Here is a 14,639-nt window from a genome sequence, read left to right on the forward strand (position 1 = left end):
AGTCAACCTTTTTTCTGTAATAACTTGTCAATGACACGGGAAACTGCAAAAAATCCAAACGTCGCCGTAATCATCGTTGCTGCACCAAAACCATTGGCGCAATTCATGGAGGCTGACGCAGAGCAGTTTTCCCCCATTTGAGGAAAAATCAGTGGTTGAGTAGAAAAGACTGCCTCGATGGAAAATTTACGTTTTGGATTTTGCGTGAAATGATAATCCTTGCGTAAAACCGACCGCACTTTTGCCAGCAGTGGATCTTGAATGGTGCGGCTTAAATCGGCAATTTGAATTTGGCTTGGATCCGTTTGCCCACCTGCACCACCCACGGTGATAATTTTGATTTTATGGCGTTTACAGTAGGCAATTAACGCCGCTTTTGTTTTGACATTATCAATAGCATCAATGACATAATCGTAGCCTGCATGAAGATATTGGGATAAATTCTCAGCAGAAATAAAATCATCAATCACATTGACATCGCATTCGGGGTTAATCAATTTCACCCGTTGTTGCATGACCTCTGTTTTGAGCTGACCGATATTGCCCGTCAAGGCATGAATTTGGCGGTTAATATTCGTTACGCAAATATCATCCATATCAATCATCGTAATTTTACCCACGCCTGAACGAGCGAGCGCTTCCACCGCCCAAGAACCCACACCACCGATGCCGATAACACAAATATGCGCTTGGCGTAAACGGGCTAAAGCCTCGGCGCCATATAAACGACCGATACCGCCGAAACGTTGTTCGTAATTATCCACGCGAGCCATTAACGCAACACCCAAACGCGACCATAATGTTTTGACAAGCCGGCAATATGTCCTGCTTGATCACCGATACCACGATATAAATCGAAGTGGTGTCCGTTTACCGCACCGCCTACATCTAATGCCACCATCAAATGCAGTTTATGTTCACCCGTCCAATTACCCTCATTATCAATTTGTGGCACTTCGACAAGCAATACGCTGCCTAACGGAATCACACTACGGTCAGAGGCCACAGAAGCCATTGGCACTAACGGCACGCCTGCCGCGCCCTTCACTTTGCCGTGCGGGTCATTTTTAAAGAAGACATAAGACGGATTGCGTTCAAGCAAACTTTGAACCCGAGATGGATTTGCATTCGCCCAATCACGAATCGCCTGAATAGACATTTTTTCTTTCGGAATCTCACCATCTTCTACCAACAAGCGCCCCACGGCGGCATACGGGTAACCATTTTGGCCGGCATACGCAAAATAATTCAAATTGCCTTCACCAAAATCGACATAACCACTGCCCTGCACGCCAAGCAAGAAGTTATCAATCATGGAATCACTATACGCCAGTTCTAATCCTTTGCCCTTCAATGCACCGGCATAAATTTCAGCACGAGAAAAACGCTTTTGTGACGGAAGCGCATAAATTGGTTGGTTATATTTGCCTTGCTGTGTGCGGCGAGCATGAATCACCGGGGAATAATAGCCCGTCATTAACACGTTTTGATAGCCGTCAAAGCCTTTCATCACTTGAGAATGAATCCCAAAATTATTCAATTCGTTAACGTTTGCCCCGGCGAGTACCCAGGCGGTAACCTTGTCGTAAATTGGTGCAAAGTTGCTACTTAATTTGCCGGAATAACTATGAATATTAGATAACTGCGCTAAAAAATCGCCTTGGTTTATGACCGCACTTTTGTTCTCCACTTGATTTACCGGCGCCAAAATCGCTTGTTGATAGCTTCTGCCCTGATAAACCGCCCCAAATTTTTGAGGATCAACATCGGATGCTCCCGAGTTGCGCGACATTTTGCCACCATTAGAGGAACAAGAAGCCAAAAGTACAATGGCGGATAATGTTAACAATTTAGACCAAACAGTTTGATTAAGGCGCATACAAAGTCCTAAATAAAAATGAACAAAATAAATGAGGGGCGAATTTTACACCAATTTATGCTGAATGAATATGCGACTTATGCGAGAGATAGTAATAAAGTGCGGTAGATTTTCGACATGTTTTTTCACATTTAACCCGAAGAAAAATACATTTCATGTTTAAAAAAACAACATATCGGCTATTTTTATAACAAACACACATTATTTTTATGTTTAAACTTGCAATTCATTTTTAAACAGGTATATTTAGCGCCCTCTAACGCGGGGTGGAGCAGCTTGGTAGCTCGTCGGGCTCATAACCCGAAGGTCGTCGGTTCAAATCCGGCCCCCGCAACCAGATTCTAAAAGAAAGGCATTCGTTTTTACGAATGCCTTTTTTCTTATCGCTTAAACCGATTTCTTTTGTAATGCATCTAACAGTTTCTGATGAATGCCACCAAAGCTGCCGTTCGACATCACCAAAATATGATCCGTTGGTTTGGCTTCTGCAACAATGAGACGAACAAAATCATCCAAATTATCACTGTCATACGCCGGCTGAGTTAAATGCGCGGCAATGTCCGCCACTTTCCATGGAATGGTGTCCGGTTGGAATAAAAATACGGCGTCCGCTTTCTCTAATGCCGGCGCGATATCCTCTTTATGTACGCCCATTTTCATGGTGTTAGAACGTGGCTCTAACACAGCGAAAATACGCTCATGTGGTCCGACTTTATCACGAAGTGCGGTCAATGTAGCTTGTATTTCTGTTGGATGATGGGCGAAATCATCGTAAACCGTCACACCCTGAACATTTCCTTTCACTTCCAAACGGCGTTTTGCGTTAATAAATGTCCCAAGTGCAGCACAGGCATTTTCAATACTCACGCCCGCATGATGCGCCGCCGCAATCGCCATCAAGCCGTTCCGCATATTGTGCTTGCCTACAATATTCCAATGCACTTCTGCCACTTTTTCACCGTTATGGAACACGGCAAATTCAGTGCAATCGTGTTTAATGCGCTCCGCATACCATTCCTGATCGCGACCGACATATTGGCATTCAGACCAACACCCCATTGCCAAGGTTTGTTGCACGCTTTCTTCGTTTGCAAAAGACAGAATTCGCCCATTGTTTGGAATGGTACGAATCATGTGGTGGAACTGACGTTGAATGGCTTTCAAATCATCAAAAATATCCGCATGGTCAAAACCAATATTATTAATAATCAACGTGCGCGGGTTGTAATGGACAAATTTAGAACGTTTATCAAAAAATGCCGTGTCATATTCATCCGCTTCAATCACGAAATACGGGCTCTTACCTAAACGGGCGGAAATCCCGAAATTGCCTGCAATGCCACCGATTAAAAAGCCCGGTTGCAAATCGTTTTGTTCCAAAATCCACGTCAGCATCCCGGTGGTAGTGGTTTTCCCATGCGTGCCTGACACAGCCAGAACCCAACGATCACGCAATAGATGATCATGCAACCACTGTGGTCCGGAGGTATAAGGAAGGTTGTTTGCCAACATATATTCAATACAAGGATTACCGCGCTTCATGGCATTGCCCACAATCACCATATCCGGTGCCGGTTGCAGTTGGCTTGGTTCAAAGTGCGGTATGATTTCAATATTATTTTCTGCGAGGAAAGTGCTCATCGGCGGATAAACGTTGGTGTCAGAGCCGGTGACGTAATAGCCCATTTGTTTGGCGATCATGGCAATACCGCCCATAAACGTGCCGCAAATACCTAAGATATGAACATGTTTGGTTGTCATTTGGAGTCCTTATTCATTCCAATCTCTGATGTAAAGGCGAAAAATGTGTTGTGAATCACAGAAATAGGAATCTTTTTAATCATCTGAAAACGAGGATGTTATAATAAGGCAAGTTACGATTTGAGTAAATTTATTCATCAAATAAGGAAAAAGTATGAAAACGTTAGGCGAATTTATTGTAGAAAAACAAGCGGAATACCCAAATGCTAAAGGGGAATTAAGTGGCATTTTGTCCTCCATTCGCTTAGTGGCAAAAGTGATTCACCGCGATATCAACAAAGCCGGCTTAACTAACAATATTATCGGTAATTCCGGTGTAGAAAACGTACAAGGCGAAGCGCAAATGAAGTTAGACTTGTTCGCTCACAACACGATGAAACAAGCCCTTATGAGCCGCGAAGAAGTGGCCGGTTTTGCTTCCGAAGAAGAGGAAAATTTCATTGCCTTTGATACAGAGCGCGGTCGCAACGCGAAATACGTCATTTTAACCGACCCATTGGACGGTTCTTCCAATATTGATGTTAACGTTGCCGTCGGTACCATTTTCTCCATTTATCGCCGCATTTCACCGGTAGGTACGCCAGTCACCTTAGAAGACTTCATGCAACCGGGCAATCGCCAAGTGGCAGCAGGTTATATCGTGTATGGCTCCTCCACCATGTTGGTTTATACCACGGGGAATGGTGTAAACGGCTTTACTTACGACCCATCACTCGGTGTGTTCTGCCTATCTCATGAAAACATTCAAATTCCGAAAACCGGTAAAATTTATTCCATTAATGAAGGGCAATACCTCAAATTCCCGGTAGGCGTGAAAAAATACCTAAAATATTGCCAAGAAGAAGATAAAGAAACCCAACGTCCTTACACTTCTCGTTATATTGGTTCTTTGGTGTCCGACTTCCACCGCAACATGCTTAAAGGCGGCATCTATATTTATCCAAGCGCAACAAACTACCCGAACGGCAAATTGCGTTTACTCTATGAAGGCAACCCAATGGCATTCTTGGCAGAACAAGCCGGCGGTGTGGCAAGTGACGGTTATAATCGCATTTTGGATATTCAACCGACTGCATTACACCAACGCGTTCCGCTTTTCATCGGTTCCAGAGAAATGGTGAAAAAAGCCGAACAATTAATGCGTGATTTTAAAGAGTAATCCATTAAGTGCGGTCAGAAAAAAAATGTTTTTTGAGCGCAAAGTAAACACATTGAAAAAACGCTTGAATCAAGCGTTTTTTTATTTTCTTTCATACAAACAGTCTTCTATATCAAGCACAATGACAATATTTCCTTTAAAAAGTCACATAATTGTCATATTATGCTCAGATTTTCCACAAAATGCTTTATCGTTTTAGTTACGTGGAAATATAAAATTTGAGTATATTTCCTACAACCTTGGAGTTTTATTATGTTTTCAAATCAAAAATTTAATTTAACAATGTTATCTGCGTTAGTTGCGGTGTCTTTTAGTCCTTATGCTTCAGCGGCAGGTGAGTTCAAAACCAGTTCAACCGGTATAGAAATTGGTTTACCTGGCTCAAACGCTTACGCATGGGATGATACCGCAATTGCTATCGGTCAAAATTCCCAAGCAATGAGAAAAACAGATTCACGCTTACCTAATGGTCAAGGCGGTATTGCTATTGGTACAAATGCCTTTGCTAACCAAAATGGAATCCATATTGGTAACGTATATGATAAAGATTCCATTCAAGTGGCTCGTGCTGGCGCAACCGTTGTTGGTACCAATTCTGTGACTGGTGGAGTTGTATCAACTATTGTCGGTATGGAATCCGTCATTAAAACAGATACCAATGTTAAATATTTTGGTCAAGCAGCTGTTCAAGGTACAGCCTCAACAATAACAGGTGCCTATAACAAAGTAATGGCAAATAGCAATAAAACGTTTGATGGTGTTGGTGTTTTAGTCAATGGTTCTGCGAATACCGTTGAAGCATCAAATGGTGTCATGATTTCCGGTGTAGGCAATAAAGTAACCAACTCTTATAAAGCAGCTAGTCTTGGTTTTTCAGATCTTCTAAAACTAAGAGGTGGAGAATTTGATGTTCTAGCGAATAAAGAGCTCGGTTCTGTCATGGTAAACGGCGGTGGCAATACCGTAGATTATGCCAATGCATCTTCAACCACCGGTATCGGCAATACATTAAAAGGTAAAGAAGGGGCGCTTGTAACACGTACTTCAGTCAATGGTTATAAAAATACCGTCACCGAATCCTCTAACACGTTAGTCATGGGTAATGAAAATAACATCACCAAATCTGATGGTTCAATTTTATTCGGTAATAAAGCAACGCTCAATGAAGTAAAAGATTCCGTCTTGTTCGGTCACAATATTACTGTCAAAGACAACGCTGAAAAAGTAGTGGCATTAGGGGACCATTCAAATGTACAAGTGAGCACTGGTGTTGCGTTAGGTGCCTCTGCTACTGCAGACAGAGCTGCATTAGATGAAAATTCAGTTGATACAGCTGAAGATAACGTAGATGCCGCTAACAACAAAGTTTATGCGATGGATAAAGCAGAAGCTGCTCAGAAAAAAGCGGTAAAAGATACCGTTAAAGGCAAATTAGCTGCTGTTTCTGTCGGCTCATCTACTGCGACAAGACAAATCACTAATCTTGCTGCTGGTTCTGCTGATACCGATGCGGTGAACGTGGCACAGTTAAATTCTGTGGCTTCTGTGGTGAAATCCAATTCTGCAACGATTGAAGGACACACAACACAAATTACTCAAAATACTAATACGATTAATCAACATACCGCGCAAATTAATCAAAATACGAATACGATTAATCAACACACAGCACAAATTAATCAAAATACGAATACGATTAATCAACACACAGCACAAATTAATCAAAATACTAATGTAATTAATCAAAACACCACAGCAATCAATGAATTACGCAGTAATGTGAATGCAGTGAAAAAAGAATTGAGAGCGGGTGTCGCCGGTGCAATTGCAACCGCAGGCTTGCCACAAGCTTATACCCCGGGTAAAAGCATGGTTGCGGCTACAGTTGGTGGTTACCGCGATCAAAGCGCATTAGCTGTTGGTGCATCACATATTACCAATGACGGAAAAGTCGTGTTCAAGTTAACCGGTAACGCGAATACTCGTGGTGATATTGGTGGTTCTATTGGTGCTGGTTATCAATGGTAATTAATTTTACTCAACCATAAAAAATAAAAACCTCCTCAATTCTGAGGAGGTTTTTTCTTAGCTAAATAATGCATTACATCAAATACGCAAAACTCGCCCACAACGGCAAACTGGCCGTCATAAGTAAAAGAATGAGAAGGCTGTTGTAAGACAACGCCCATTTTTTGAAAACATGTAGTGCCAAGATTGCCGCCATCACTAAATGCAACAAGATATAAAGCAATAAAGCAAATTCGTTGCTAAAAACCACCGCACTTTGTTGAGAAAGAATGAATAAATTCGCTAACACAAAAAGCGCATTCAGTGCCAGGAACGCAATCGCTGCCAACATCAACAACGCGATAAATCCTTTTAGGCGGTTGCGAGAAATAACGAAAGCTAAATTCGCAAAAATGATGCCCAACAGGATTTGTGCCACAGGATTAAATTGAATGAAGTTTTCTTCACCAGCCAGCATCAAGCCATAGCCAATGACACCCAACATACCGATAAAACCGGCGATTTTTAATAAGAGATGACGTAATTTAACCTCAAACGGTTGCTTCCATATGATGATGGCCATTGCCAAGCCACAAAGGCAAACCAAGTCCATGAATACATGGTGATAACTTGTCCCTAAACTGAACAACAGCCACACCACCCAAAATAGCCCCAAATAAAGGTTTACCCACCCTAAACGGGAACGTTGGCCGTTACAAATTTCGCCTTTAATAAAAGCAATCAGACAAATCAGCTGTGCTGTTAATACACCAAGCGCCAAATGTGACATTGCGTTGGACGGCAGCTGCAACCAAAAGGCAAAAAGATCAATAACGAGTAACAAAAAAACGGGGAAAAAAGATGAAAGTGCGGTTAAAAATTTAGGTTGTTCTTCAGACATACGATTTCCTTGTGATAAACAAAGACAAAAATTGCCGTGCATTATGCAAGAATTCCCCAAAACGGTCAAAAGCTAGGGCAAAAGTGCGGTTGAAAAACACAACGTTTTTTCAATTCTCACAAGGCAAAATAAAGTTATGATCTAAAACATGGCATTTTGCCCTTTCTCTCTCTAAAATAACGCAAAAATTCACCGCACTTTAAGGAATCTTATGCTGCTCAGCATTCTTTACATCATTGGTATCACCGCCGAAGCCATTACCGGCGCCCTTGCCGCAGGTCGAGAGAAAATGGATATTTTCGGCGTCGTTATTATTGCCAGCATGACCGCTATCGGTGGGGGCTCTGTGCGCGATGTGCTCTTAGGGCATTATCCGCTTGGGTGGGTAAAACATCCCGAATATTTTATTATCGTGGCCTCGGCCGCGGTGTTAACCGTATTTATCGCGCCTTTTATTCGCCATTTCATGCGTTATTTTCACACCATTTTCTTGGTGCTGGATGCTGTCGGACTTATTGTGTTTTCCATTATTGGTGCCCAAATCGCGTTAGATATGGGGCATGGCACGACAATTGCCGTAATTGCCGCCATTATTACCGGCGCATTCGGCGGGGTATTGCGTGATTTATTGTGTAATCGTATTCCACTCGTTTTCCAAAAAGAGCTATACGCCAGCGTGGCATTATTGGCGACGGCTATTTACATCGGTCTACAACATCTACAGGTAGATCAAAACATCGTCATTATCATTACCTTGATTGTCGGCTTTATTACCCGCTTACTGGCAATTTACTTTGAATGGGGCCTACCGATTTTTGATTATCAGGAACAAGATATTTCAACGCATCATAAAGACGACAAATTACCGCAAAAAACGAAATAGGAGAAAAGATGTCCGTCAATTTAATTGAAATGGGAAAACAGGCGAAAGAAGCTGCTTTCGTACTTTCCCAACTTTCCCAACGCGAAAAAAATCAAGCCTTAGCGTTTATCGCCGAGCAATTAGAACAAGAACAAGCTCGTATCTTAGCCGCCAATGCACAGGACATTGAAGCCGCCAAACAAAACGGTTTATCCGACGCCATTATTGATCGTTTATTGTTAACGCCTGAGCGTTTACAGGGCATCGCTAATGACGTGCGCCATGTGATTTCTTTGTCGGATCCCGTTGGGCAACTTATTGACGGCGGTGTGTTAGATAGTGGCGTCAAAATTGAACGTGTTCGCGTGCCTTTAGGAGTTATCGGCACGATCTACGAAGCGCGTCCGAATGTGACAATTGATGTGGCAAGTCTCTGCTTAAAAACCGGCAACGCCGTCATTCTACGCGGCGGCAAAGAAACACAACATTCTAATAAAATCTTAGTGGACGTGGTGCAAACCGCCTTAGCGCGTGCCGGCTTACCTAAAGCGACGGTTCAAGCCATTACTGATCCCGATCGTGCGCTGGTCATGGAATTGCTGAAATTAGACCAATATGTCGACATGATCATCCCTCGTGGCGGTGCAGCATTGCATCAATTGGCAAAAGAACATTCAACCATTCCGGTGATTGTCGGTGGTATCGGCGTTTGCCATATGTTCATTGAGGAAACTGCCGATTTGGAAAAAGCACTGCCGGTGATTTTGAATGCAAAAACACAACGCCCAAGCACCTGTAACACCTTGGAAACGCTGTTGGTACAACGTAGCATTGCAAATGACTTTTTACCTAAACTGGCAGAAACGTTGAAAGAGAAAAACGTAAAATTACACGCAGATCCGACCGCACTTTTCTTATTGCAAAAAGCCGGTGCCAATGTGGTGCCATTAGTGGAAGCCGAGCTGAAACAAGAATGGCTGTCATTGGATTTAAATGTGGTTGTCGTGGAAGATTTAGCACAAGCCGTCGCCCATATTCGTCAATATGGCAGTCAACACTCCGACAGTATTTTGACCTCTTCGCAAAAACAGGCACAGCAATTTATCGCGCAAGTGGATTCAGCGGCGGTTTATGTCAATGCCAGCACACGTTTTACTGACGGGGGACAGTTTGGTTTAGGGGCCGAAGTGGCGGTAAGCACACAAAAATTACACGCACGCGGCCCAATGGGATTAGAGGCACTCACCACCTATAAATGGGTGTGCGTAGGCGACTATTCGATCCGTTCTTAAAAAAGAGAGCATTTTTTAAATATTATTTAAAAATTAAAATTAATTGTTTGACAAAACTCCGGTAAATCAGTATTTGTAGAGTAAATACACAAATCATACTTATTTATCGGAGTTTTTTTATGTCTCATCTTTCAGTCGCTAAATTCGGTGGCACAAGTGTCGCCAACTACCCCGCCATGCAATCTTGCGCCAACATCGTGATCGCCGATCCCAATACTCGCGTTGTTGTCCTGTCTGCTTCCGCCGGTATCACCAACTTATTGGTCGCCTTAGCAAACGGTTGTGAAGAACCGGAACGCAATAAATTGCTGAATGAAGTGCGTCAAATTCAAGAAAACATTTTGACAGAATTAAAAGACGACAGTCGCGTGCGTCAAAAAATCGAAGCCTTATTAGCCAATATCACCTCATTAGCGGAAGCTGCTAATTTAGCCACCTCCTTGGCATTAACCGATGAATTAATCAGCCACGGTGAAATGATGTCTTCCTTGATTTTTGTGGAAGTGTTGCGTGAATTACAAATTAAAGCCACTTGGTTGGATGTGCGTACCATTGTTGCCACAAACAGCCATTTCGGCAAAGCCGCACCAAACGATGAACAAACCCGTCAAAACTGCAATAACGTATTGAAACCGTTAATCGAACGCGGTGAGTTAGTCATTACCCAAGGTTTTATCGGCCGTGATGAACAAGGTAAAACGACCACCTTAGGACGTGGCGGAAGCGACTACTCTGCTGCTTTACTCGCTGAAGTACTCAATGCGCAAGATGTGTTAATTTGGACCGATGTTGCCGGCATTTACACCACCGATCCTCGCATCGTGTCAAACGCACAACGCATTGATACCATGAGTTTTTCCGAAGCGGCGGAAATGGCAACCTTCGGTGCGAAAGTGTTGCACCCGGCAACCTTACTCCCTGCAGTGCGTAGCAATATCCCGGTCTATGTCGGTTCCAGCAAAGCGCCACAAGACGGCGGTACTTGGGTGACCCGCAATCCTCAACCTCGCCCGACATTCCGTGCGATCGCCTTACGTCGTGACCAAACCTTGCTCACACTCTCCAGCTTAAATATGCTGTATGCACAAGGTTTTTTAGCGAATATTTTCACGATTTTAGCCAAACACAAAATCTCCGTAGACACCATCACAACATCAGAAGTTAGCGTTGCCTTAACCTTGGATAAAATGGGTTCAGCCTCTTCCGGCACCGGCTTACTCTCTCAGGAGTTAATAGACGAATTAAGCCAATTCTGCACAGTGAAAGTGGATACCGGCTTGTCTTTGGTCGCCTTAATCGGCAATGAACTTCACACAGCTTCCGGTGTCGCCAAACGTATTTTTGAAACCTTAGATGCGTACAATATCCGCATGATCAGTTACGGTGCCAGCACTAACAACATTTGCTTGTTGGCAGACAGCGATAAAGCTGATGACATTGTTTGTTTGCTACATAAGGCATTATTTGAATAAAAACAGTTGAAAAACAGACCGCACTTTTAAGTATCAATAAAAACTTAAAGTGCGGTTTTTTTTTTAGGAATTTTTTTACAACAATTAGAACGGTAACAAATTTCGGGCACAAAAAAAGCCGCTTTCGCGACTGTTTCTTACTGTTATTTTCTCTACCATAAAATGGTGCCCGAGGCCAGACTTGAACTGGCACGCCTCGAAAGGCGAGGGATTTTAAATCCCTTGTGTCTACCGATTCCACCACTCGGGCTGAGTGATTCACTAACTGCGTTGGATGGTTATGGAGGCGTGTCCCGGAGTCGAACCGAGCTACATGGATTTGCAATCCAGTGCATAACCGCTTTGCTAACACGCCGTTAGTTTGGAGCGGGAAACGAGGCTCGAACTCGCGACCCCGACCTTGGCAAGGTCGTGCTCTACCAACTGAGCTATTCCCGCATCTGCTGTTAGTGCGCTGCATTTTACTGACTTCTCTAAAACTGTCAACAAACAATTTCAGAAATCAGTGAGTTTGTTGAAAAAAACTGCAAAATATTAAAATTTAACGGCATTTCATTTTAATTTTTGTAATCAAGGTGTTAGAAATCTCCTTTTATCAAAAAGAACTTTATGCCAAAATGAAATCCGCTTTTTCTTAAAGTGCGGTGCAAAATTTTTTTATTTTCTCGGAGAGATTTATGACACAAAAATATGCAATTGAGACCTTATTAGCCCAAGCGGGAAATCGCACTGACGAACGTACAGGCGCTGTTTCCACCCCGATTTTTCTTTCTACCGCCTACGGCCATCACGGCATTGGTGAAAGCACCGGATTTGACTATACCCGAACCAAAAATCCAACGCGTGCCGTACTCGAAGAAACCATTGCCCAGTTAGAAAAAGGTGAACGCGGATTTGCCTGCTCTTCCGGCATGGCGGCTATTCAATTATTGATGTCGTTATTTACCGCACCGGATGAATGGATTGTTTCCAGTGATGTCTATGGCGGTACTTATCGCTTATTGGATTTTTGCTATAAAAACACCCACGGTGTTAAACCGGTTTATGTGAACACGGCTTCCGTACAAGCTATTGAAGCCGCAATTACCCCGAATACAAAAGCGATTTTTATTGAAACCCCCTCCAATCCATTAATGGAAGAATGCGATGTGGATGCCATTGCACAGGTTGCCAAACGCCACAATTTATTACTGATCGTTGATAATACATTTTTAACACCGATGCTGTTCCGCCCGATGGAACATGGTGCGGATATTGTGGTTCACAGCGGCACAAAATACCTTGCAGGACATAATGACGTTTTAGTCGGTTTAATCGTAGCCAAAGGAAAAGAACTTTGCGATCGACTGTTTTATATTCAGAACGGTGCCGGCCCTGTGTTATCACCGTTTGACTCTTGGCTAACCATTCGTGGTATGAAAACCTTGGCTCTGCGCATGCAACGTCATCAAGAAAATGCGACCGCCGTTGCCGACTTTTTACGTCAACAGCCACAAGTAAAAGATGTGTTGTACCCAAACAAAGGCGGCATGTTGTCTTTTCGCTTGCAAAATGAAACCTGGGTAAATACGTTCTTAAAAGCAATTAAACTCATCACCTTTGCCGAAAGCCTTGGTGGCACAGAAAGTTTCATCACCTATCCAGCGACCCAAACACACATGGATATTCCGGAAGCAGAGCGCATTGCACGTGGGATTACGAATGATCTGTTACGTTTTTCCGTTGGCTTAGAAAATATAGAAGATATCAAAGCAGATTTAACACAGGCATTCGCACAATTTAAATAAACTTAACGTATTGGGAGGGCAAAATGAAAGTTGCAGTATATAGTACGAAAAGTTACGACCGAAAATATTTAGAGTTAATTAACGCTAAGTATGGTTTAGAGTTGGAATTTTACGATTTTATGCTCAGTGAACGCACAGCCAAAATGGCGGAACACTGTGAAGCCGTATGTATTTTCGTGAATGATGACGGCAGCCGAAAAGTGTTGGAAAAACTCTCCGCACTTGGGGTAAAAATTATTGCCTTACGTTGCGCCGGGTTTAACAACGTGGACTTGAAAGCCGCACAAGAACTTGGCTTAACGGTCGTTCGCGTGCCGGCATATTCCCCGGAAGCCGTGGCAGAACATACTGTTGGGTTGATGATGACATTAAATCGCCGCATCCATCGTGCTTACCAGCGCACTCGTGAAGCCAACTTTTCTCTGGAAGGTTTGATTGGTTTTAACATGCATGGGCGAACCGTTGGCGTGGTCGGTACTGGGAAAATCGGCCTTGCCGTCATTCGCATTCTCAAAGGTTTTGGCATGCAGATTTTGGCCTACGATCCGTTTAAAAATCCACTAGCAGAGGAGTTAGGCGCGGAATATGTCACCTTGGATGAACTTTATCATCGCGCTCATGTGATTACATTACATTGCCCGGCGACACCGGAAAACTACCATCTGCTCAACCGTGACGCCTTCGCCAAAATGAAAGATGGCGTGATGATCATCAACACCAGTCGTGGCACGCTCATTGACACGCAAGCAGCTATTGATGCGTTAAAACAACGAAAAATCGGCGCTTTGGGCATGGATGTTTATGAAAATGAACGGGATTTATTCTTTGAAGATAAATCGAACGAAGTAATTCAAGATGATGTTTTCCGTCGTTTATCTTCCTGTCACAACGTATTGTTGACGGGACACCAAGCGTTTTTAACGGAAGAAGCGCTCACTAGCATTGCTGATGTCACCTTATCGAACATTTACACCATCGGAAAAGACAAGCCTTGTAATAATGTAGTTTTGCCTTCTTAGCTTTTAGCGATTAAACTAATACATGTTATTCCCTATGCGCTATGTTATTATGCGCGAGTTTTAAATAACAATACATTAACAAATTAAGGAAAGAATATGAGTGAAGTATTACATTCCAGCGATGCGACTTTCGTTGCAGACGTATTAAATTCAGACGTGCCGGTATTATTAGATTTCTGGGCACCATGGTGTGGCCCTTGCAAAATGATTGCCCCAATCCTTGACGATTTGGCCGCTGAATTTGATGGTAAAGTAAAAATTGTGAAAATCAATATCGATGACAACCAAGCTACCCCAATGCAATTCGGTGTGCGCAGCATCCCAACATTACTCTTGTTTAAAGACGGTAAACCGGTTGCCACTCAAGTGGGTGCATTACCAAAAAATCAATTGGCTGCATTTATCAACCAAAATATTTAATTTAAACATAAAAACGCCAAGCTTTTGCTTGGCGTTTTTGTTTTCTGTCGTACAAAGTGCGGTCGTTTTTTTCAGTATTT

General features: G+C 43.0%; 12 protein-coding genes and 4 tRNA genes. 9 read left to right on the plus strand and 7 right to left on the minus strand.

Annotated features, from left to right (window positions below; genetic code table 11):
- Positions 1-2: 2 nt before the first annotated feature.
- Both tcdA and mltA read right to left on the minus strand, forming a co-directional pair.
- The gene (gene tcdA, locus J5A60_RS06730; RefSeq protein ID WP_212509871.1) at positions 3-773 is read right to left on the minus strand and encodes a tRNA cyclic N6-threonylcarbamoyladenosine(37) synthase TcdA; all 771 of its coding nucleotides are present in this window, start codon (positions 771-773) and stop codon (positions 3-5) included.
- Positions 773-1,879 carry a murein transglycosylase A gene (gene mltA, locus J5A60_RS06735; protein WP_212509872.1) on the minus strand — a complete coding sequence of 369 codons (1,107 nt, stop codon included), beginning with the start codon at positions 1,877-1,879 and terminating at the stop codon, positions 773-775. The genes tcdA and mltA overlap by 1 nt, the downstream gene beginning before the upstream one ends.
- A 260-nt stretch (positions 1,880-2,139) precedes the next feature.
- Here mltA and J5A60_RS06740 point away from each other — a divergent pair.
- Positions 2,140-2,216: transfer RNA gene (locus tag J5A60_RS06740), tRNA-Met, on the plus strand.
- Between the two features lie 50 nt (positions 2,217-2,266).
- On the opposite strand, the gene mpl is transcribed toward J5A60_RS06740, so the two are convergent.
- Positions 2,267-3,640: a UDP-N-acetylmuramate:L-alanyl-gamma-D-glutamyl-meso-diaminopimelate ligase gene (gene mpl / locus J5A60_RS06745; protein ID WP_212509873.1), complete on the minus strand. Its 1,374-nt coding sequence runs from the start codon at positions 3,638-3,640 to the stop codon at positions 2,267-2,269.
- Positions 3,641-3,794: 154 nt separating this feature from the next.
- Here mpl and fbp point away from each other — a divergent pair, with 154 nt between their 5' ends.
- A complete protein-coding gene (fbp, locus tag J5A60_RS06750) occupies positions 3,795-4,799 on the plus strand; it encodes a class 1 fructose-bisphosphatase (protein WP_006719080.1) in 1,005 nt (334 codons plus the stop codon).
- A gap of 282 nt (positions 4,800-5,081) precedes the next feature.
- Positions 5,082-6,827 (plus strand): YadA C-terminal domain-containing protein, encoded by a 1,746-nt coding sequence (locus tag J5A60_RS06755; protein WP_212509874.1) that lies wholly within the window; start codon positions 5,082-5,084, stop codon positions 6,825-6,827.
- 73 nt (positions 6,828-6,900) lie between these two features.
- Here the strand turns inward: J5A60_RS06755 and J5A60_RS06760 are convergent, their stop codons facing one another.
- A complete protein-coding gene (locus tag J5A60_RS06760) occupies positions 6,901-7,707 on the minus strand; it encodes a hypothetical protein (protein WP_212509875.1) in 807 nt (268 codons plus the stop codon).
- A 211-nt stretch (positions 7,708-7,918) separates the two neighbouring features.
- Between J5A60_RS06760 and J5A60_RS06765 the strand changes: the two genes are divergently transcribed.
- The 3 genes from J5A60_RS06765 (at position 7,919) to lysC (ending at position 11,333) form a co-directional block, all read left to right on the plus strand.
- Complete coding sequence (locus J5A60_RS06765) at positions 7,919-8,590, plus strand: trimeric intracellular cation channel family protein (RefSeq protein ID WP_212509876.1); 672 nt, start codon at positions 7,919-7,921, stop codon at positions 8,588-8,590.
- A gap of 8 nt (positions 8,591-8,598) precedes the next feature.
- Complete coding sequence (proA, locus tag J5A60_RS06770; protein ID WP_212509877.1) at positions 8,599-9,861, plus strand: glutamate-5-semialdehyde dehydrogenase; 1,263 nt, start codon at positions 8,599-8,601, stop codon at positions 9,859-9,861.
- Positions 9,862-9,980: 119 nt separating this feature from the next.
- Positions 9,981-11,333, plus strand: coding sequence for a lysine-sensitive aspartokinase 3 (lysC, locus tag J5A60_RS06775; RefSeq protein ID WP_212509878.1), 1,353 nt, complete (start codon positions 9,981-9,983; stop codon positions 11,331-11,333).
- 163 nt (positions 11,334-11,496) lie between these two features.
- Here the strand turns inward: lysC and J5A60_RS06780 are convergent.
- The 3 genes from J5A60_RS06780 to J5A60_RS06790 all read right to left on the minus strand — a co-directional run bounded on the left by J5A60_RS06780 (position 11,497) and on the right by J5A60_RS06790 (position 11,771).
- Positions 11,497-11,583 (minus strand) — tRNA-Leu (locus tag J5A60_RS06780).
- 31 nt (positions 11,584-11,614) lie between these two features.
- Positions 11,615-11,688, minus strand: a tRNA-Cys gene (locus tag J5A60_RS06785).
- A gap of 7 nt (positions 11,689-11,695) precedes the next feature.
- Positions 11,696-11,771, minus strand: a tRNA-Gly gene (locus J5A60_RS06790).
- 239 nt (positions 11,772-12,010) lie between these two features.
- On the opposite strand from J5A60_RS06790, the gene J5A60_RS06795 reads away from it, so the two are divergent.
- From J5A60_RS06795 to trxA, 3 genes are all read left to right on the plus strand, one after another.
- The gene (locus tag J5A60_RS06795; protein WP_006719087.1) at positions 12,011-13,120 is read left to right on the plus strand and encodes a methionine biosynthesis PLP-dependent protein; all 1,110 of its coding nucleotides are present in this window, start codon (positions 12,011-12,013) and stop codon (positions 13,118-13,120) included.
- Positions 13,121-13,143: 23 nt separating this feature from the next.
- Entirely contained in the window at positions 13,144-14,139 is a 996-nt protein-coding gene (locus tag J5A60_RS06800) for a 2-hydroxyacid dehydrogenase (protein ID WP_006719088.1), read from the plus strand.
- Positions 14,140-14,235: 96 nt separating this feature from the next.
- Positions 14,236-14,559: a thioredoxin gene (gene trxA, locus J5A60_RS06805; protein WP_006719089.1), complete on the plus strand. Its 324-nt coding sequence runs from the start codon at positions 14,236-14,238 to the stop codon at positions 14,557-14,559.
- Positions 14,560-14,639 lie beyond the last annotated feature (80 nt).

Source organism: Aggregatibacter sp. oral taxon 513 (assembly GCF_018128305.1).
Classification (GTDB): domain Bacteria; phylum Pseudomonadota; class Gammaproteobacteria; order Enterobacterales; family Pasteurellaceae; genus Aggregatibacter; species Aggregatibacter segnis_A.

Coding starts and splice junctions, on each gene's coding strand:
- tcdA (WP_212509871.1), bottom strand. CDS start 773: ATGGCTCGCGTGGATAATTACGAACAACGTTTCGGCGGTATCGGTCGT.
- mltA (WP_212509872.1), bottom strand. CDS start 1,879: ATGCGCCTTAATCAAACTGTTTGGTCTAAATTGTTAACATTATCCGCC.
- mpl (WP_212509873.1), bottom strand. CDS start 3,640: ATGACAACCAAACATGTTCATATCTTAGGTATTTGCGGCACGTTTATG.
- fbp (WP_006719080.1), top strand. CDS start 3,795: ATGAAAACGTTAGGCGAATTTATTGTAGAAAAACAAGCGGAATACCCA.
- J5A60_RS06755 (WP_212509874.1), top strand. CDS start 5,082: ATGTTATCTGCGTTAGTTGCGGTGTCTTTTAGTCCTTATGCTTCAGCG.
- J5A60_RS06760 (WP_212509875.1), bottom strand. CDS start 7,707: ATGTCTGAAGAACAACCTAAATTTTTAACCGCACTTTCATCTTTTTTC.
- J5A60_RS06765 (WP_212509876.1), top strand. CDS start 7,919: ATGCTGCTCAGCATTCTTTACATCATTGGTATCACCGCCGAAGCCATT.
- proA (WP_212509877.1), top strand. CDS start 8,599: ATGTCCGTCAATTTAATTGAAATGGGAAAACAGGCGAAAGAAGCTGCT.
- lysC (WP_212509878.1), top strand. CDS start 9,981: ATGTCTCATCTTTCAGTCGCTAAATTCGGTGGCACAAGTGTCGCCAAC.
- J5A60_RS06795 (WP_006719087.1), top strand. CDS start 12,011: ATGACACAAAAATATGCAATTGAGACCTTATTAGCCCAAGCGGGAAAT.
- J5A60_RS06800 (WP_006719088.1), top strand. CDS start 13,144: ATGAAAGTTGCAGTATATAGTACGAAAAGTTACGACCGAAAATATTTA.
- trxA (WP_006719089.1), top strand. CDS start 14,236: ATGAGTGAAGTATTACATTCCAGCGATGCGACTTTCGTTGCAGACGTA.